Raw genomic sequence first — 14,959 nt, 5'->3', positions numbered from 1 at the left:
TCTCCGATGCCCCATCAGGCGACCTCAGCCCGCCGGCGCAGCACGGCCAACGGCTGTGCCCAAACCGCACCGGGGCGGCGCTTGCTGGTCACAAGCGTCAGTTCCGAAGGCTGGAACACGTTGACGTTATGCGTGGCCGGCGTGGTCAGGATGTACTGGGCGCGGGTGCTCTTGAGGAACGCGCCGACCTTGTCGATGTTGAAGATATCGAGGTGGGCGAACGGTTCATCGATAAACACGAAGCCGCCGGGGCGGTCTTCGTCGCGCATGAGCGCCACGAGCAACAGCAGTGACTTCATCACCTGCTGGCCGCCCGAGGCCTCGCCATCGTCCATGCCGATCCAGCCCTTCTTGTCGAACTCGAAACGCACGGTGAGCGCGGCCGAGGCGAGGGCGAGATCGTCGTTGTTGAGTTCGGGCAGGTCCACGTCCACGCCGATACCGGCCAGGTCGGCCAGTACCTTCAGGTTCCTGGCGTAACGCTTGACCGTGTTGCGGAGCACCTGGATGTAGGCGCCGCGTGCTTCGTGGGTGATGCGGCTGGCGCGTTCCAGGTGCAGGCGGCGCTTTTCGAGGTCACGCTTGAGGCCATCGTGATCCGTACCCAGCTTCTCGCGCAGCGCCAGCACGCTGGCATCCTGTTCCCAGTGGCCTTCTTCCAGGCGGCGCTCCACGCGATCAAGCTCACGGCGCACGGCGGCCGGTGATTCGAAGCGCTCGCGCAAGGCAGCGATGGCGGCCCGCGTCCGGTGGGCGAGCGCCACGTGTTTGCGCTTGGCGCGAAACGCCTTCAACCGATCGACCTGTTCGCCGCGCGACTGATGATACTGGCGCACCGCATCGGCTAGCTGGTTCTGCACGCTGCGCTGTTCGCGCGCGGCATTGTCGCGGCCGTTCGAGGTCTTCAGGCGTTTCTCGCGCACGCCTTCGTAGTACTGCTCGGCGGCGGCGTGGCTATCGGCGGTGCGCTGCACATCTTCCTGCAGGCGCGGCTGTTGCTCGCGGGCCTCGTTGAATTCTTCCGCACGGTCGGCCAGCTGGCTGCTGGCGTTGGCGCCACGCAGGATGCTTTCGGCATCGCCCGCCTGGGCGGAGGATGTCTTGCGCTCATCGGCGATGTCGCGCAGGCGGCCTTCGATCTCGCGCAGCTTGGCCTCGCCATCGCGTAGCTGGCGCTCGCGTGCGGAAGCGCCGAAGTACATGTCATCCACGCCAAGGTGGCGGCCGCCGCGGCGCTCGCGGAAGTAGCCCTGCGGCGTGATCCAGTCCTGGTCGCGGGCGAGCTTCGAGCCTTCCGGCACGTCTTCCACGCGCTGGATGCGATCGAGGTTGCGCAGCAGCCAGTCCGGCGCGGCGGCAGAGAAGGTGACCACCTCATGCAGCGAGCCAGCGACGGGCTTTTCGGCCGGCGCGCGGTCGGCGACCACGAAGTGCTTGTAGCGCATCGATTCGCCAAGCTTCCACGCTTTCTCACGATCGCGCGGATCATCCAGCAGCACCACGTGGCGGTAACCGGCGAGCACGGCCTCCACGGCCGGTTGCCAGCGCGCCTGGGTGATCTCGACGATCTCACTGAGCATGCTGTGGCGAATGCCGGCCTCATCGAGCGCGCGGCGGAAGCCTGCTTCGAATTCGGGTGTATAGCGGCGGCCGCTGCGCCACGCGGAAAGCTTGTTGGTGAGCGTGCCCAGTTCCTGGCGCAGGCCCGCTTCTTCGTTCTGCAACGCGTGCAGGCGGGCGCGAGCGTCACGGGCGATATCCGCCAGGCGCTCGTGGTCGGTGCCATTTTGGGCAGCCACCATTTCGCGCAGGCGATTCTCCTGGCGGATAACCAGATCATTCTGGGCCAGCGCCGCGCGTGCGGCATCGAGGCTCTTCTGCGTGGACTGGCGGGCGATATCCGCCTCATGCTGTTCACCACGCAGTTGTTCGCCACCGGCGTCGAAGTCGGCCAGCTGGCGGTTGAGCTCCGCATCGCGCTGTTCGAGTTCGCTGACACGGCGTTTCACGCCGTTCAGGGCAGGGCGGGCGCCACGAACGCTGGCGGCCAGTTCGGCGAACTCCGTGCGCGGCAGCACTTCGGCCACGAGCGACACGCGGTCGTCTTTCAGGTGATTCCATTCCTGGTAGGAGCGGGCGCGTGCTTCGGCTTCCTGCAGGCTCACGCCGATCAGTGAGAGCTGGTGTTCCAGGCCGTGCTGTTCGCGGTCGGCCTCGGCCTGGTCGTTGCGGGCGCGCTGGTAATCATCGAGCACGGCCTTGTCGCCGAACACGTCGAACACCAGGTCGAGCAGGGCTTTCGGGGGCAACTGGCACAACTTGTCCGTCGCGCCCTGTTCCAGGGTGAGCACGCGGCGGATCGCCTGCGACAGGCCGGCGCCTTCCAGGCGTACGCGGTACTCGCGCAGGCCCAGGAAATCGTTGCGCGCTTCGATCTCCTCCACGCTCACGTCGCCGCCGAGCACGGCGTACTGGCGGGTCCACTCGCCACCCTTTTTCTGGATGCGGCAGGCCAGGGTGACCTCGCGATCCATCAGCGGGAAGAACGGGCGCTCGCCGTTCGGGCCGGGAATGTTGCCGACGCGGGCGCGCAGCCACGCAAACGGCTTGCCGTTGTGGCGCAGGTAGCTCTTGTAGTCGCGGTTGCCCGCGCAATCGATCGTCAGCAGCGTGCGCAAGGCATCGAGCAGCGTGGTCTTGCCCGAGCCGTTCGGGCCCACCACGGTGACGATGTTGGTATCGAGCGGCAGGCTAAAGCGCTGCCAGTAATCCCAGTGGACGACTTCGAGGCTGCGGAAATCAAACATCGGCGGTGCCCTCGGCATCGGATTCGGCGTCGGTGTCGTAGAGCGGCTCGTCGTCGGCGGCATTCGCGGGCGCGTTAGCGGCGCGCGTGGCGGCATCGGCAAGCAGATCGCCAAGCGCGCCATCCAGGATGCGTCGCGCGGTGCGTTCGTAATCGAACGCCAGGTCGAGCAGCGGGCCTTCGGCCACTTCACCCTTGCGGCGCACGATGAAGCCCAGGCGGTTGAGTGTGCCCAGGTTGAAGTTCACGCGGGTCTTGCCGCCCAGCTTCTCGGCGAAATCCGCCAGCAGCGTGCGCTCGGCGATCACCGGCGAAAGGGTCGGGTCGCGCGGGATGGGCTTTTCCTCGGCGAACATCTGGCCCTGCGACGCCTTGGCCTCGACCTCCTGGCGTTCGACCTGGCGCTGGCGCTTGGGCAGCACGATCAGCGCCCAGATGACCACCAGCAGCGCGACGCCATCGCGATCGAGCTGCATGGTGTTGGAGATCCAGCTATCGCTGCCGCCGAACACGGCGCGCTCGCTGCGCCGGGTCACGGCCAGGCCGATGTACGCGGCGTAGGGGTGCTCGCGCAGTTCCAGGCCCACCGCTTCAAGGCGGCGATCCAGGTCTTCGCGGAAAGCCTCGTCGAGCAGCGCCTTGCGCGCCTGCGCGTCATCGCGCGGCAGCCAGCGTTGCGCGAGCAGGCGGGTCACCAGGCTGGCGGTTTCATCATGCATCGGGGGTGTCCTTCGCGAGTTCGCGCGGGCGCAGGCGGCCGGCGCTCACCAGGGCGATCTGGGGCAATTCGGGGTCGATCAGCACGGGCTCGATCTCGAGCGCGAGCGGCAGGCGGGCGAGGTCGGCGGTGCCGCCCTCCAGCGCCGCGGATTCGGGGTCGCCAAGCAGGCCCAGTAGCGAGAGGCGGTAAGCCGAGAGTGCGTAGTCGGTGCCGATCAGCGTTTCGGCCAGTTCGCGTGGCGCGGTGATCGCTGCCAGCTCGGCGTGCCAGTCTTCAAGGAACCGCAGGTCTTCCTCGCCCATGGGCAGGTCGGCCGTTTCGGGCGGCTCCTCGGCGCCGGGCAGCGTGGTGACCTCGGCGGCCAGCCGCTCGCGTTCCAGCAATTCGTATTCGGCCACATCCAGCGCGATCTGGTCGTGCAGGAATGGTGCGGGCAGGGGGAGTGAAAGCTGGCCGTCCTCGAAGGCGGCGAGCGTGTCGATATCCTGCGCGCGCAGCCAGCCGACAAGGTCGGACGACGACAGCCCGGTCCGGCCCAGGTGCACGCGGTGCTGGTCGATTTTGTTCAGTTCGCGCTGGAACACGCCGGCCTGGCGCAACAGGCCGCTTTGCGCGCGGCCCACGGCCTGGGCCAGGCGGTGGGCGACCGGCTCCAGTTCATCGCCTTCGGTGATGGCGGCGACGATCTCGGTGCCTTTTTCCACCCACGTCCATACCGAATCCAGGCGCTCGGCAGCGCGGCGGATGCGATGCTCGGAGCCGGACAGCACGGCGCGGTCGAAGTCTTCCTTCAGCTCGGTCAGGCGCGACAGCAGGTGGCCCAGTTCATCGACCGATACGCGGCCCACGGCCTGGCCTGCCGCGAGCTGCGCGGTGAGGTAGCCCAGGCCATCATCGTCGTCGTTCTCGAACTCCAGCATGGTGGCCAGCGCACCCAGCGCCTTGCGGCCGACCGGGCCCACGCGGTAGCGCAGGGTTTCCGTGTCGTACACGAGCAGGTCGTGGTCTTTCAGGCGCTGGACGACGGTCTCGAGTTTGACCGGATCGACGAACGTGAGGTGGTCGCGGATCTCCTGCGGCGTCCACTCCGTGGCGTGCGTACGCGCGCCGAGTGTGCGCAGGACCAGCAGGCGCAGCAGTACCTGCGCCTCGCTGCCGTGGAACAGGGCGGAAAACGCGCGCAGCAACCCGCGGCCGCGAAGCAGCGGGAAGACAGTGGGAAGGTCCTCGGCGACGACGCCGTCGCGGAAGAGATCCTGCAGGCGTTCGTCGTGGACGGTGGTATCGACTGGCCCGTTCAAGGTCAGCGACGGTCGACGCCAACGAAACGGAGGAATTCGCCGCGAGTACGCGGATCCTCTCGGAAGCTGCCGAGCATCTGGCTGGTCACCATCGAGACGCCGCGCTTGTGCACGCCACGCGTGGTCATGCATTCGTGGCTGGCATCGATCACCACGCCGACACCGCGCGGGCGCAGCGTGTCTTCAATGCAGTGGGCGATCTGAGCGGTGAGCTTTTCCTGCACCTGGAAGCGGCGGGCGAAGCCATCGACCACGCGGGCCAGCTTGCTAATACCCACGACGCGATCGGTCGGCACGTAGCCCACGTGGGCGCGGCCGATGATCGGGGCCATGTGGTGCTCGCAATGGCTCTCAAACTCGATATCGCGCAGCACGATCATCTCGTCGTAGCCTTCCACTTCCTTGAAGGTGCGGCGCAGGTACTCGGCCGGATCCTCGTCGTAGCCCTTGAACCAATCCGAGTAGGCCTTGACCACGCGCTTGGGCGTATCGAGCAGGCCTTCTCGCTTCGGGTCTTCACCGGCCCACAGCAACAGGGTACGAACGGCCTCCTCGGCCTGCTCGCGGCTGACCGGACGGGACTGGGAATCGTCGCTCATCGGGGCGGGTTCCTTAATGCGGGTACAAACCGCCATTGTAACGTGCCGCAGGCCCCCGGTGCCCCTGTAGGAGCGCGCTTGCGCGCGATCCAGGCCGCCTCAGTCTTCGGTCTCGCCCTCAGCTTCACCTTCATCGGCCCCAGGCGCCAGATCAAGCAGGCGCTGGGTCTCATCGCCGCCCAGGGTCTCCACGCCGCGCAGCTTGCGCTCGATGGCCCGGGTGCGGATGCCGGCGCTATCGATGCTGTTGCGCACGGTATCCAGCTGTTTGCGGGTCTTTTCCAGCACCACGCCGAACTTGCCGAACTCGTTCTTCACCGCCCCCAGCACCTGCCAGACCTCGGATGAGCGCTTCTCGATGGCGAGCGTACGGAAGCCCATCTGCAGGCTGTTGAGCAGGGCGGTAAGGGTGGTCGGCCCGGCCACGGTAACGCGGTGGTCGCGCTGGAGCTGGTCGGACAGGCCAGGGCGGCGGATCACCTCGGCGTACAGGCCTTCGGTGGGCAGGAACAGGATGGCGAAATCGGTGGTGTGCGGCGGCGCCACGTACTTGCTGCGGATGCGCTTGGCTTCCTCGCGCACGCGCAGTTCAAGCGCCTTGCCGGCGCTGATCACGCCTTCGGCATCCGCGGCGTCCTGGGCTTCCAGCAGGCGCTGGTAATCCTCCACCGGGTACTTGGCATCGATGGGCAGCCACACGGGCGTGCCATCCTCGGCGCCCGGCAGGCGGATCGCGAACTCCACACGCTCGGCCGAGCCGGGCACGGTGGCCACGTTCGAGTCGTACTGTTCGGCCACCAGGATCTGCTCAAGCAGGGCGCCCAGTTGCACTTCGCCGAAGGTGCCGCGGGTCTTCACGTTGGTGAGGACGCGCTTGAGGTCGCCCACGCCGGCGGCGAGTGCCTGCATTTCACCCAGGCCGCGCTGCACCGCCTCCAGCCGTTCGGAAACCAGCTGGAAGGACTGGCCCAGGCGCGTTTCCAGCGTGGACTGGAGCTTCTCATCGACCGTGGCGCGCATCTGCTCAAGCTTGGCGGCGTTGTCCTGCTGGATCGCGGCCAGGCGTGTTTCCAGCGTGCCGCGCATGTCGGCCATGCGCTTTTCGTTGTCGGCGGTGAGCGCAGTGAAGCGCTGGTCGAGCAGTTCGCCGAAGTGCTTGAGGGCGAGCGCGGATTCCTCGCGGGTCTTGCGGGCATCGTCGGCCATGCCCTGGCGCAGTGACTGCAGGCCCAGGTCGGTGCGCTCGGTGAGCTGGTCCAGGCGGCGGCCAAAGCCTTCGATGCGCTCGTGCTGGTGCGTGGCGGCCGCCTGCAGCTGATCCTGCACGTGGCCACGGAACTGGCCGAAGCTTTCGCCCAGTTCGCCGCGGCCGGCGCGCTGTTCATCGCGCAGCACGCCCTCAAGGCGGCGGGTGTCCTCGCGCAGCGCGTCCAGCTTCGCGGCGCTGCCGTCATCGCGCGGCTTGGCGCGGGAGAGCAGGGTGAACAACAGGGCGAGGCAGGCGATGCCCACCACGAGCAGCGCGAAGAGAAGGATGGTTTCCAGATTCATACCGGGAGATTACCTGTAGGAGCGCGCTTGCGCGCGATCGGGCAGGGCGACGCGGCTGGGGATCGCGTGCAAGCACGCTCTTACCACGAGCCTGCCCCGTAGGAAGGATCCCGTGGGGTGATCTCAGAATTCGCGATTGCCGACGATGACGACATCGGCGCGGCGTTTGGCGAACAGGCCCACGCAGACGATGCCGGTGATCTGGTTGAGCTGGGCTTCGAGCGTGAGCGGATCGGTGATGCGCCAGTTATGCACATCGATGATCCAGTTGCCGTTATCGGTGGTGACGCCATCGCGCCACACCGGGGTGCCGCCCATGGCGGTGATTTCGCGGGCCACCAGGCTGCGCGCCATCGGGATCACCTCGATGGGCAGCGGGAACGTGCCCAGCACGTCCACCTGTTTGGTGGCATCGATGATGCAGACGAACTTGTCGGACGCGGCGGCGACGATCTTTTCGCGGGTGAGCGCGGCACCGCCGCCTTTGATCAGGCACTTGTTGCCATCGCACTCGTCGGCGCCATCCACGTACAGATCCAGGCGGCCAGCAGCGTTAAGGTCCATCACATCGAAGCCCAGCTTGCGCAGGCGATCGCTGGAAGCCTCGGAACTCGATACACACGCCTTGATGACATCGCGGTACTGCGGCAACTCATCAATGAAGAAGTTCACCGTAGAGCCGGTACCCACGCCGATGATCCGGCCCTTGGGGCCGTTGCCGACGTACTTGAACGCGGCAGTCTCGGCGGCAAGGCGCTTCTCGTTGTCCTGGCTCATGCTTTTTCCAGCTTCAGGATGACATCCCAGTCGTGCTTGGCGACGGGCATCACGGATAGACGGTTGCCCTTGCGCACCAGCGGCATATCCGCCAGTTCATCAAGGTTCTTCATTTCATCCAGCGAGATCGTGCGCTTGAGTTTCCGTTCGAACTTTACGTCGACCAGCATCCAGCGCGGTTCTTCGCGCTTGCTCTTCTCGTCGTAGTACTTCGATTTCGGATTGAACTGGCTTTCATCCGGATACGCGGGCGAGGCCACGGTGGCAATACCTACGATGCCGGGGACATCGGTGTTCGAGTGATAGAAGAAGATCTTGTCGCCGACCTTCATGCCATCGCGCATGAAGTTCCGTGCCTGGTAGTTACGCACCCCATCCCAGGGTTCAACGCCCTTGCGTTGCAAGTCGTCGATGGAAAACGCGTCCGGCTCGGACTTCATAAGCCAATACTTCATTCCGCGCCTTCGGTGCAGTCGATCAGTTCTTTTTCGGTGGCGATGTAATCGAGCTTGATATCCCATTCCGCCGTTTCGATGCCAGGCAGCTCCTGGAAGGAGTAGCCGACACCGATCAGCAGCGGCTGCGCGGGGCGCTTTTGCCCGCGCAGGAACTCGAAGCTGCGATCGTAGTAGCCGCCGCCAAAGCCCAGGCGGTTGCCCTTGCGGTCGAAACCCAGCAGCGGCACCAGCACCAGGTCGAGCTTGTCGGCCTCGATGATGTGCGACGCGGCTTTGGGTTCCGGGATGCCCAATTCGTTCGATTCCACATCCTCGCCCGTGGTCCACGGGGCGAAGGTCAGGCGCTTCTTGCCTGCTGTCTTGGTGACAATGGGCAGGTAGAAGGTCTGCCCACGGTCGCCCAGCGGCCCAATGGCCACATTCAGCGGCAACTCGCCGCCCGTGGCCCAGTAGCCGGCCACGTGCTTGTCGGTAAGGAATTCGGGGAGTTGTTCCAGCGAATGGCGCAGGCCAGCCGCCGCAGCGACCCGCTCGGCGGGCTTCAGCTCGCGGCGGCGCTGGACAAGATCGGCCCGCAGTTCACGTCTCTCGGGGAGCTTTGACATGGTCGTTCAGCCGAACGGCACGGTCCTGGGCGCCCGTGAGCCGCCACGCCCGGTGCCGCGGGCAAGGCGCTGACCGGCCCCTGGGGGCCGGCCGGCAAAAGAAAGAGGCGTTCTCCGCGATGCCGCTGCGCACCAAACGACCTTGATCCAAAGGATCAGGTGGGAGAGCCACACGGTCTCAAGGCTTTCCGTACGAAGGCGGACATGCGCAACAACCGTGTAAGGCCGACCCGGGGTCGTATGTAGGAACAAGGCAAATGTAAAGTGCGCTGGCGAACATCGCAGGGAACGCCCACGCCTATTTTACCGATGCGTCGAGCAGACCATCAAGTTTTTTGCGAAGCGCGGCCAGCCCGTCGGTCAGGGACTGTTCCTGCGTGTTGTGCTGCCCACGCAAGGTGAGCAGTTCGTGGGCGATGCTCACGGCGGCCAGGACGGCGATGCGGTCGAAACCAGGCACCTTCGCACTGGACTTGAGTGCACGCATCTTGTCGTCCAGGTAGCGCCCGGCCGCCAGCAGGCCTTCACGCTCGTCGGGCGCGCAGGCAATGTGGAATTCACGGTCGAGGAACCGCAGGGCAACGGGTTCGGAGGCGGGTGCGTTCATACTTGGATTCAACCCGTGTTCTCCAGCGCCTTCAGGCGCTGGATCATGGCTTCGACGCGGCTGCGGGCCTGCTCGTTACGCGCCATGAGGCTGGCACGCTCGTTCGCCAGTTGCTCCTGGCTGTGACGCAGGCTGCGGTTTTCTTCCGTCAGGCGACGGACAGTATCGACGAGCCGGTCGAGCGTGGCGCTCAGGGCTTCCAATTCAGTCTTGAAGGCATCCGGGTTCGTCATGCGCGGACTATAACAGGGCTTCGCGGGTTGTCAGCAGGCCGTGAAGGTGAATTCGGCCACGACCCCACTGGCCGGGTGCATTAGACTTAAAGCCGATCCTTGAGGAGTACCCGCCATGTCGGCTAACCAGACCGTTGACCCCGAAGACATCGCCGAGTTGATCGGGCGCTGCAAGCTCGCCACCACGGTCAGCGAGTTCCACGGTTCGCTGGTGGGTTACATCAGCGCGGGTGGCAGCTTCCCTGCCGGTAACGTGCTGGATGCACTGCAGATCGAGCCGGATCCGGCGCCGAATGCCGATGAGCTGGCCATGCTGGGCCGGCTGCGCCACCAGACCGAAGAGTGGATGGCGGATACCGACCTGAGCTTCATGCCGTGGGTGCCCGATGACGAGTCGCCGCTGCACGAGCGCGTGGAAGGCCTGGCCGACTGGACCCGCGGCTTCCTGGGCGGCTTTGGCCTGGGTGGCACGCCCGAGGCCGCCAAGGGCCTGAGTGAAGATGCCCGCGAGATCCTCCGCGATATGGCGACCATCGCTTCGACCGAAGTCACCCTCGACGATGATGTGGATGGCGACGAAGATTCGCTGATTGAATTGGAAGAATACGTGCGGGTGGGCGCACTTACGCTGCATGCGGAGATGGCTGCCCGCCAGGAACCGGCGAGCGATACCCGGCATTGATCTCGGCGGCTGAATACGCCCGGCGTCGCCGGGAACTCATGCGCATGGCGGGCGAGGATGCGGTGCTTATCCTCGCCGCGGCCCCAGAACGCATGCGCAACGCCGATGCGCCCTGGCCGTACCGGCAGGATTCCGATTTCCATTACCTCACCGGCTTCGACGAGCCCGAGGCCGTGCTGGCCCTGCTGCCCGGCCGCGCCCACGGCGAAACCGTGTTGTTCTGCCGTGAACGCGATGCGGAGCGCGAACGTTGGGATGGCGAGCGCATGGGCACGGATCGTGCTGCGCGCGAACTAAAGCTGGATGACGCGTTTCCGATCGATGACATCGACGACATCCTGCCCGGCATGATCGAGGGCAGGGCACGGGTGTACTGCCATTTCGGCCAGGAGCCGGATTTCGATTCCCGCCTGCTCGGCTGGATGCGCCGCCTGCGCACCGCGCGTGGCGGTGGCGTCGTGCCGAAGGACCTGGTCGCGCTGAGCCACCTGCTGCACGACTTGCGCCTGTTCAAGTCACGCGATGAGCTGGCGTTGATGCGCCGCTCGGCTGAAGTGGCCGGCGCCGCGCATGTGGCCGCCATGGCCATGGCGCGCCCGGGCGTGGCTGAATATGAGATCGAAGGCGAGATCCTGCGCACCATCCGCAGCCGCGGCGCGGTGCCGGCGTTCCCGCCCACCATCGCCGGCGGCGCGAACGCCTGCATCATGCATTACCAGGCGAACCGGGCCACGCTGAAGGCGGGCGACCTGTTGCTGGTCGATGCCGGCGCGGAGGTGGATTGCTACGCCTCGGATATCACCCGTACCTACCCGGTGGATGGCACGTTCCGGCCCGAGCAGCGGGCGCTTTATGACATCGTCCACGAGGCCCAGCTTGCCGCGATCGATGCCGTGCGGCCGGGCCGCGCCTTTGCCGATTCCCACCGCGAGGCCGTGCGGGTGATCGCCACCGGGCTATGCGCCCTTGGCCTGCTCAAGGGGGGTGTGGAACGGGTGATCGCCGATGGCACCTACAAGGCTTACTTTCCCAGCAAGACCGGCCACTGGCTGGGCCTGGACGTGCACGACGTGGGCGATTACCGCATCGACGGCGAGCCGCGTGTGCTGGAAGAGGGCATGGTGCTGACCGTGGAACCGGGCGTGTACATCCCGCCCAACGATAAATCCGTACCCGAGCGCTGGCGCGGCATCGGCATCCGCATCGAGGATGACATCGCGGTGACCAAGGGCGCCCCCGAGGTCATGACCGCGATGGTGCCCAAGACCTTCCCCTAAGTAGCCCATGCCCCGTAGGAGCGCGCTTGCGCGCGAAAAGCCGACGGAGCGGTGACGCCGAGCCGCGAGGCAGTGTGCATCGCGCGCAAGCGCGCTCCTACAGTTGCGGGTGCTGGTCTTTCTGGTAGTGCGCTTCGTCATCGGCATGCACCTCGAACCACATGGCATTGAGGATGGCGAAGGTGCAGGCGAGGCCGAGGCCAAGGATCCACGCGAAATACCACATGGCTGGTTATCCCCTTAGTACATGTTGTGCGACTTGCGCACGTGGTCGAGGCTGACACGGCCGCGCATGACGCGGAACACCCACGTCGTGTACAGGATGATGATCGGCAGGAACACGATGGCCAGGCACATCATGAGGAACAAGGTGCCCTGGCTCGATGACGCATCCCACACCGTGAGGCTTGAGCGCGGATCCACCGAGGATGGCATCAGGAACGGGAACAGGGCGAAGCCCGCCGCCGCGATGGTGCCGGCCACGGAAAGGCAACTGCTGAAGAAGCCCAGGAAGCCCTGGCGGGCGACGAACAGTTGCACGCCCAGCGCACCGACGAATGCCACGACCGGTGCAATCCAGAAAGCCGGATGGGCCATGTACCCGGCGAACCACGACGCCCCCACGGCCACCTGCTTCGCCATGGGGTTCGAGACGCCGTCGGTCACCACCGGCCCCGCGACCGCGTAGCCGGGCAGGCCGTAGGCCAGCCAGATGCCGGCCAGCACGAACAGCACCACATAGATGAGTGACGTGATCCGCGCCACCGTGACCGCACGCGCCGCAATCGATTCATCGGCCTTCATCGCTACCCAGGCCGCGCCGTGGGTGAGCAGCATGCTCAGGCTCACCAGACCACACAACAGCGCGAACGGCCGGAACAGTTCGAAGAACGTGCCTTCCCAGGTCATCCGCAGGTCGGCGTCGTAGTGGAACGGCAGGCCAAGGAACAGATTGCCGAAGGCCACGCCGCAAACCGTCATCACGATCACACCCGAGGCGACCAGTCCGTAATCCCAGGCGCGAGTCCACGTAGGGTTCTCTACCTTCTCGCGGAAGTTGAAACCCACAGGGCGGATGATGAAGGCCAGCAGCAGCACGAACATCGCGACGTACAGTCCTGAGAACGATGCCGCGTAAAGCAAGGGCCACGCGGCGAACACGGCACCACCGCCCAGGATGAACCACACCTGGTTGCCTTCCCACGTGGGCTCGATCGTCTCCAGCAGGACATGGCGTTCGTGCTCGTCGCGGCCCAGCACACGCAGCAACGCAGCCACGCCGAAGTCGAACCCATCCATGATGGCGAACGCCGCAAGCAGCACGCCGATCAGGGCCCACCAGATAACGCGAAGGATCTCGTAATCAAGCATGACACGTGCTCCTTCAGGCGGTCTGGGTGGTCGTGGGAAGCGGAGCAGGCGAGGGCGGCCACATGCCCAGGCCGTCAGGGCCCTTCTTTGCAAACTTCACCATCAGGTAGCCATCGATCACCGCCAGCGCGGTATAGAACAGCACGAAGCCGCCGAGTGATATCCACACCTGGCCCGGCGTAAGCGACGACGCACCCAGTGCGGTGGGCAGCACGCCTTCGATCGCCCACGGCTGGCGGCCGTACTCGGCGACGATCCAGCCCAGTTCCGCGGCGACCCAGGGCAAGGGCAAGCTCCACAACGCCACGCGCAGGAAGTTCTTTCCTTCGAGCCGGCGCTTGCTTGCGCGCAAGAACGCATAGGCGAACAACCCGATGAACCAGAACCCGCACGCCACCATCAGCCGGAACGACCAGAACAGCACAGGCACGTTGGGGATCGTGCTCTCCGCCGCGCGTTCGATATCTGCCGGCGTGGCTTTGCGCGGGTCATCCATAAACCGCTTCAGCAGCAGCGCGTAGCCCATGTCCTTATCGTGCGCGGCAAGGATCGCCTTGGCCTGCGCATCGTCCTTGTTTTCGCGCAACACCAACATCGCGTCGTAGGCCTTGATGCCATCGGCAATACGTACCTTGGCATCATCCACCAGCGAGTCGATGCCGAGGATCGGTTCATCGATCGAGCGCGTGCCGATCAGGCCCATGAGCCAGGGTACCCGGATGGCCGCATGGGTTTCGCGTTTGGCTACATCGGGAAAGCCCACCAGGGTGAACGACGCGGGCGCGGGTTCGGTTTCCCACATGGCCTCGATCGCGGCCATCTTCATCTTCTGGTTCTCTGACACGGTGTAGCCGGATTCATCGCCCAGCACGACCACCGACAGCGAGGCGGCCAGGCCAAAGCTGGCAGCCACGGTCATCGAGCGCTTGGCGAACTCCACGTTGCGCCCACGCAGCAGGTACCAGGCGCTGATGGAGAGCACGAACATCGCGCCCATCGTGTAGCCGGCGCTTACCGTATGCACGAACTTCGCCTGGGCTACCGGGTTCAGCACCACATCGCTGAACTTCGTGACCTCCATGCGCATGGTCTGCGCGTTGAACGCTGCGCCTACCGGGTTCTGCATCCAGCCGTTGGCGATCAGGATCCATAGTGCCGAAAGCGACGTGCCAAGCGCCATGAACCACGTGGCAATCATGTGTTTCAGCGGCGTGGTGCGTTCCCAGCCGAAGAAGAACACGCCCACCAGCGTGGATTCGAGGAAGAACGCCATCATCCCTTCGATCGCCAGCGGCGCGCCGAAGATATCGCCCACGTAATGCGAGTAGTACGCCCAGTTCGTACCGAACTGGAACTCCATGGTGACGCCGGTGGCGACACCCATGGCGAAGTTGATGCCGAACAACACGCCCCAGAACTGGGTCATGCGTTTCCATATTTCGCGCCGGGTCATCACGTACACGCTCTCCATGATGGCGAGCATGAAGGCCATGCCTAGCGTGAGCGGTACGAACAGGAAGTGGTAAAGCGCCGTCAGCGCGAACTGCAGGCGTGACAGGCCGACGACTTCGGGGTCGACGATCATGGCGGGGTTTCCTGGGTGGATGCGGAAGCGGGGGCCAGTACGCGGCCAACGCCGTCGGGCGAGACATCGGCGCGGGGCAGGGGGCGGATGGCGATGTACCAGATGAGCATCAGCAGGGCGAGCTTGGCGACGACGATGACCGACAGCTCAAGGGCGAGCCTTGGCAGTGGCTTGTCGCGCCATCGGGGGCGCCTTGGTGGAACGTCGACATCCATGGGTGCGACTCCAGCGATAGCGTTGGAACATCTGCCGGCAGCTTATGCCTGGGCATTCGTTCGCGATCGATGGCCGATTGTCGCAGCGGCCTGACCGCGCTTACTTCGCTTGCTTCCCCTGTGTACAGCATACGCCAGGTTGGGCGTGGATAAAGGGCGCCCGGGCGCGTT

16 protein-coding genes and 1 other RNA gene are annotated in these 14,959 nt (G+C 65.5%); 2 read left to right on the top strand and 15 right to left on the bottom strand.

What is annotated here, in order from left to right; genetic code table 11:
• Window positions 1-14: 14 nt before the first annotated feature.
• The 11 genes from ABIE56_RS16945 to ABIE56_RS16895 all read right to left on the bottom strand — a co-directional run bounded on the left by ABIE56_RS16945 (window position 15) and on the right by ABIE56_RS16895 (window position 9,658).
• Window positions 15-2,807, bottom strand: coding sequence for an AAA family ATPase (locus tag ABIE56_RS16945; protein ID WP_429244964.1), 2,793 nt, complete (start codon window positions 2,805-2,807; stop codon window positions 15-17).
• Window positions 2,800-3,525, bottom strand: a complete 726-nt coding sequence (locus tag ABIE56_RS16940) for a hypothetical protein (RefSeq protein ID WP_429244963.1) — start codon at window positions 3,523-3,525, stop codon at window positions 2,800-2,802. Before ABIE56_RS16940 ends, ABIE56_RS16945 begins: the two co-directional genes overlap by 8 nt.
• Window positions 3,518-4,828, bottom strand: coding sequence for a hypothetical protein (locus ABIE56_RS16935; RefSeq protein WP_429244962.1), 1,311 nt, complete (start codon window positions 4,826-4,828; stop codon window positions 3,518-3,520). The genes ABIE56_RS16940 and ABIE56_RS16935 overlap by 8 nt, the downstream gene beginning before the upstream one ends.
• Window positions 4,829-4,830: 2 nt before the next feature.
• A complete protein-coding gene (gene folE / locus ABIE56_RS16930; RefSeq protein WP_429244961.1) occupies window positions 4,831-5,427 on the bottom strand; it encodes a GTP cyclohydrolase I FolE in 597 nt (198 codons plus the stop codon).
• Window positions 5,428-5,526: 99 nt separating this feature from the next.
• Entirely contained in the window at window positions 5,527-6,978 is a 1,452-nt protein-coding gene (locus ABIE56_RS16925) for a DNA recombination protein RmuC (RefSeq protein WP_429244960.1), read from the bottom strand.
• 123 nt (window positions 6,979-7,101) lie between these two features.
• Window positions 7,102-7,755: a ribose-5-phosphate isomerase RpiA gene (rpiA, locus tag ABIE56_RS16920; RefSeq protein ID WP_429244959.1), complete on the bottom strand. Its 654-nt coding sequence runs from the start codon at window positions 7,753-7,755 to the stop codon at window positions 7,102-7,104.
• Entirely contained in the window at window positions 7,752-8,210 is a 459-nt protein-coding gene (locus tag ABIE56_RS16915; RefSeq protein ID WP_429244958.1) for an EVE domain-containing protein, read from the bottom strand. The genes rpiA and ABIE56_RS16915 overlap by 4 nt, the downstream gene beginning before the upstream one ends.
• The gene (locus tag ABIE56_RS16910; RefSeq protein ID WP_429244957.1) at window positions 8,207-8,818 is read right to left on the bottom strand and encodes a 5-formyltetrahydrofolate cyclo-ligase; all 612 of its coding nucleotides are present in this window, start codon (window positions 8,816-8,818) and stop codon (window positions 8,207-8,209) included. The genes ABIE56_RS16915 and ABIE56_RS16910 overlap by 4 nt, the downstream gene beginning before the upstream one ends.
• A 107-nt stretch (window positions 8,819-8,925) precedes the next feature.
• Window positions 8,926-9,109, bottom strand: a non-coding RNA gene (gene ssrS, locus ABIE56_RS16905) — 6S RNA.
• A 7-nt stretch (window positions 9,110-9,116) separates the two neighbouring features.
• The gene (locus tag ABIE56_RS16900; protein WP_429244956.1) at window positions 9,117-9,425 is read right to left on the bottom strand and encodes a cell division protein ZapA; all 309 of its coding nucleotides are present in this window, start codon (window positions 9,423-9,425) and stop codon (window positions 9,117-9,119) included.
• Between the two features lie 8 nt (window positions 9,426-9,433).
• Complete coding sequence (locus ABIE56_RS16895) at window positions 9,434-9,658, bottom strand: TIGR02449 family protein (protein ID WP_247329781.1); 225 nt, start codon at window positions 9,656-9,658, stop codon at window positions 9,434-9,436.
• 115 nt (window positions 9,659-9,773) lie between these two features.
• Between ABIE56_RS16895 and ABIE56_RS16890 the strand changes: the two genes are divergently transcribed.
• Complete coding sequence (locus ABIE56_RS16890; RefSeq protein WP_429244955.1) at window positions 9,774-10,340, top strand: UPF0149 family protein; 567 nt, start codon at window positions 9,774-9,776, stop codon at window positions 10,338-10,340.
• Entirely contained in the window at window positions 10,337-11,617 is a 1,281-nt protein-coding gene (locus tag ABIE56_RS16885) for an aminopeptidase P N-terminal domain-containing protein (RefSeq protein ID WP_429244954.1), read from the top strand. Before ABIE56_RS16890 ends, ABIE56_RS16885 begins: the two co-directional genes overlap by 4 nt.
• Before the next feature lie 97 nt (window positions 11,618-11,714).
• On the opposite strand, the gene cydX is transcribed toward ABIE56_RS16885, so the two are convergent.
• From cydX to cydP, 4 genes are read right to left on the bottom strand one after another with little or no spacing between them, the layout of a single operon-like run.
• A complete protein-coding gene (gene cydX / locus ABIE56_RS16880) occupies window positions 11,715-11,843 on the bottom strand; it encodes a cytochrome bd-I oxidase subunit CydX (RefSeq protein WP_429244953.1) in 129 nt (42 codons plus the stop codon).
• A gap of 14 nt (window positions 11,844-11,857) precedes the next feature.
• Complete coding sequence (cydB, locus tag ABIE56_RS16875) at window positions 11,858-12,988, bottom strand: cytochrome d ubiquinol oxidase subunit II (RefSeq protein ID WP_429244952.1); 1,131 nt, start codon at window positions 12,986-12,988, stop codon at window positions 11,858-11,860.
• Between the two features lie 13 nt (window positions 12,989-13,001).
• Complete coding sequence (locus tag ABIE56_RS16870; protein WP_429244989.1) at window positions 13,002-14,570, bottom strand: cytochrome ubiquinol oxidase subunit I; 1,569 nt, start codon at window positions 14,568-14,570, stop codon at window positions 13,002-13,004.
• Window positions 14,570-14,788 (bottom strand): cytochrome oxidase putative small subunit CydP, encoded by a 219-nt coding sequence (cydP, locus tag ABIE56_RS16865; protein ID WP_429244951.1) that lies wholly within the window; start codon window positions 14,786-14,788, stop codon window positions 14,570-14,572. Before cydP ends, ABIE56_RS16870 begins: the two co-directional genes overlap by 1 nt.
• Window positions 14,789-14,959: the final 171 nt, after the last annotated feature.

It is taken from the genome of Luteibacter sp. 621 (genome assembly GCF_050435445.1).
Taxonomy (GTDB): domain Bacteria; phylum Pseudomonadota; class Gammaproteobacteria; order Xanthomonadales; family Rhodanobacteraceae; genus Luteibacter.
The sequence above is the reverse complement of the archived record's forward strand: the minus strand, read 5'-3'. Positions and strand labels throughout refer to the sequence as shown.

Excerpts from the sequence above, each read along its gene's own strand:
- ABIE56_RS16925 (WP_429244960.1), bottom strand. The coding sequence starts at position 6,978 with ATGAATCTGGAAACCATCCTTCTCTTCGCGCTGCTCGTGGTGGGCATC.
- folE (WP_429244961.1), bottom strand. The coding sequence starts at position 5,427 with ATGAGCGACGATTCCCAGTCCCGTCCGGTCAGCCGCGAGCAGGCCGAG.
- ABIE56_RS16915 (WP_429244958.1), bottom strand. The coding sequence starts at position 8,210 with ATGAAGTATTGGCTTATGAAGTCCGAGCCGGACGCGTTTTCCATCGAC.
- rpiA (WP_429244959.1), bottom strand. The coding sequence starts at position 7,755 with ATGAGCCAGGACAACGAGAAGCGCCTTGCCGCCGAGACTGCCGCGTTC.
- cydX (WP_429244953.1), bottom strand. The coding sequence starts at position 11,843 with ATGTGGTATTTCGCGTGGATCCTTGGCCTCGGCCTCGCCTGCACCTTC.
- ABIE56_RS16895 (WP_247329781.1), bottom strand. The coding sequence starts at position 9,658 with ATGACGAACCCGGATGCCTTCAAGACTGAATTGGAAGCCCTGAGCGCC.
- cydP (WP_429244951.1), bottom strand. The coding sequence starts at position 14,788 with ATGGATGTCGACGTTCCACCAAGGCGCCCCCGATGGCGCGACAAGCCA.
- cydB (WP_429244952.1), bottom strand. The coding sequence starts at position 12,988 with ATGCTTGATTACGAGATCCTTCGCGTTATCTGGTGGGCCCTGATCGGC.
- ABIE56_RS16945 (WP_429244964.1), bottom strand. The coding sequence starts at position 2,807 with ATGTTTGATTTCCGCAGCCTCGAAGTCGTCCACTGGGATTACTGGCAG.
- ABIE56_RS16890 (WP_429244955.1), top strand. The coding sequence starts at position 9,774 with ATGTCGGCTAACCAGACCGTTGACCCCGAAGACATCGCCGAGTTGATC.
- ABIE56_RS16900 (WP_429244956.1), bottom strand. The coding sequence starts at position 9,425 with ATGAACGCACCCGCCTCCGAACCCGTTGCCCTGCGGTTCCTCGACCGT.
- ABIE56_RS16940 (WP_429244963.1), bottom strand. The coding sequence starts at position 3,525 with ATGCATGATGAAACCGCCAGCCTGGTGACCCGCCTGCTCGCGCAACGC.
- ABIE56_RS16910 (WP_429244957.1), bottom strand. The coding sequence starts at position 8,818 with ATGTCAAAGCTCCCCGAGAGACGTGAACTGCGGGCCGATCTTGTCCAG.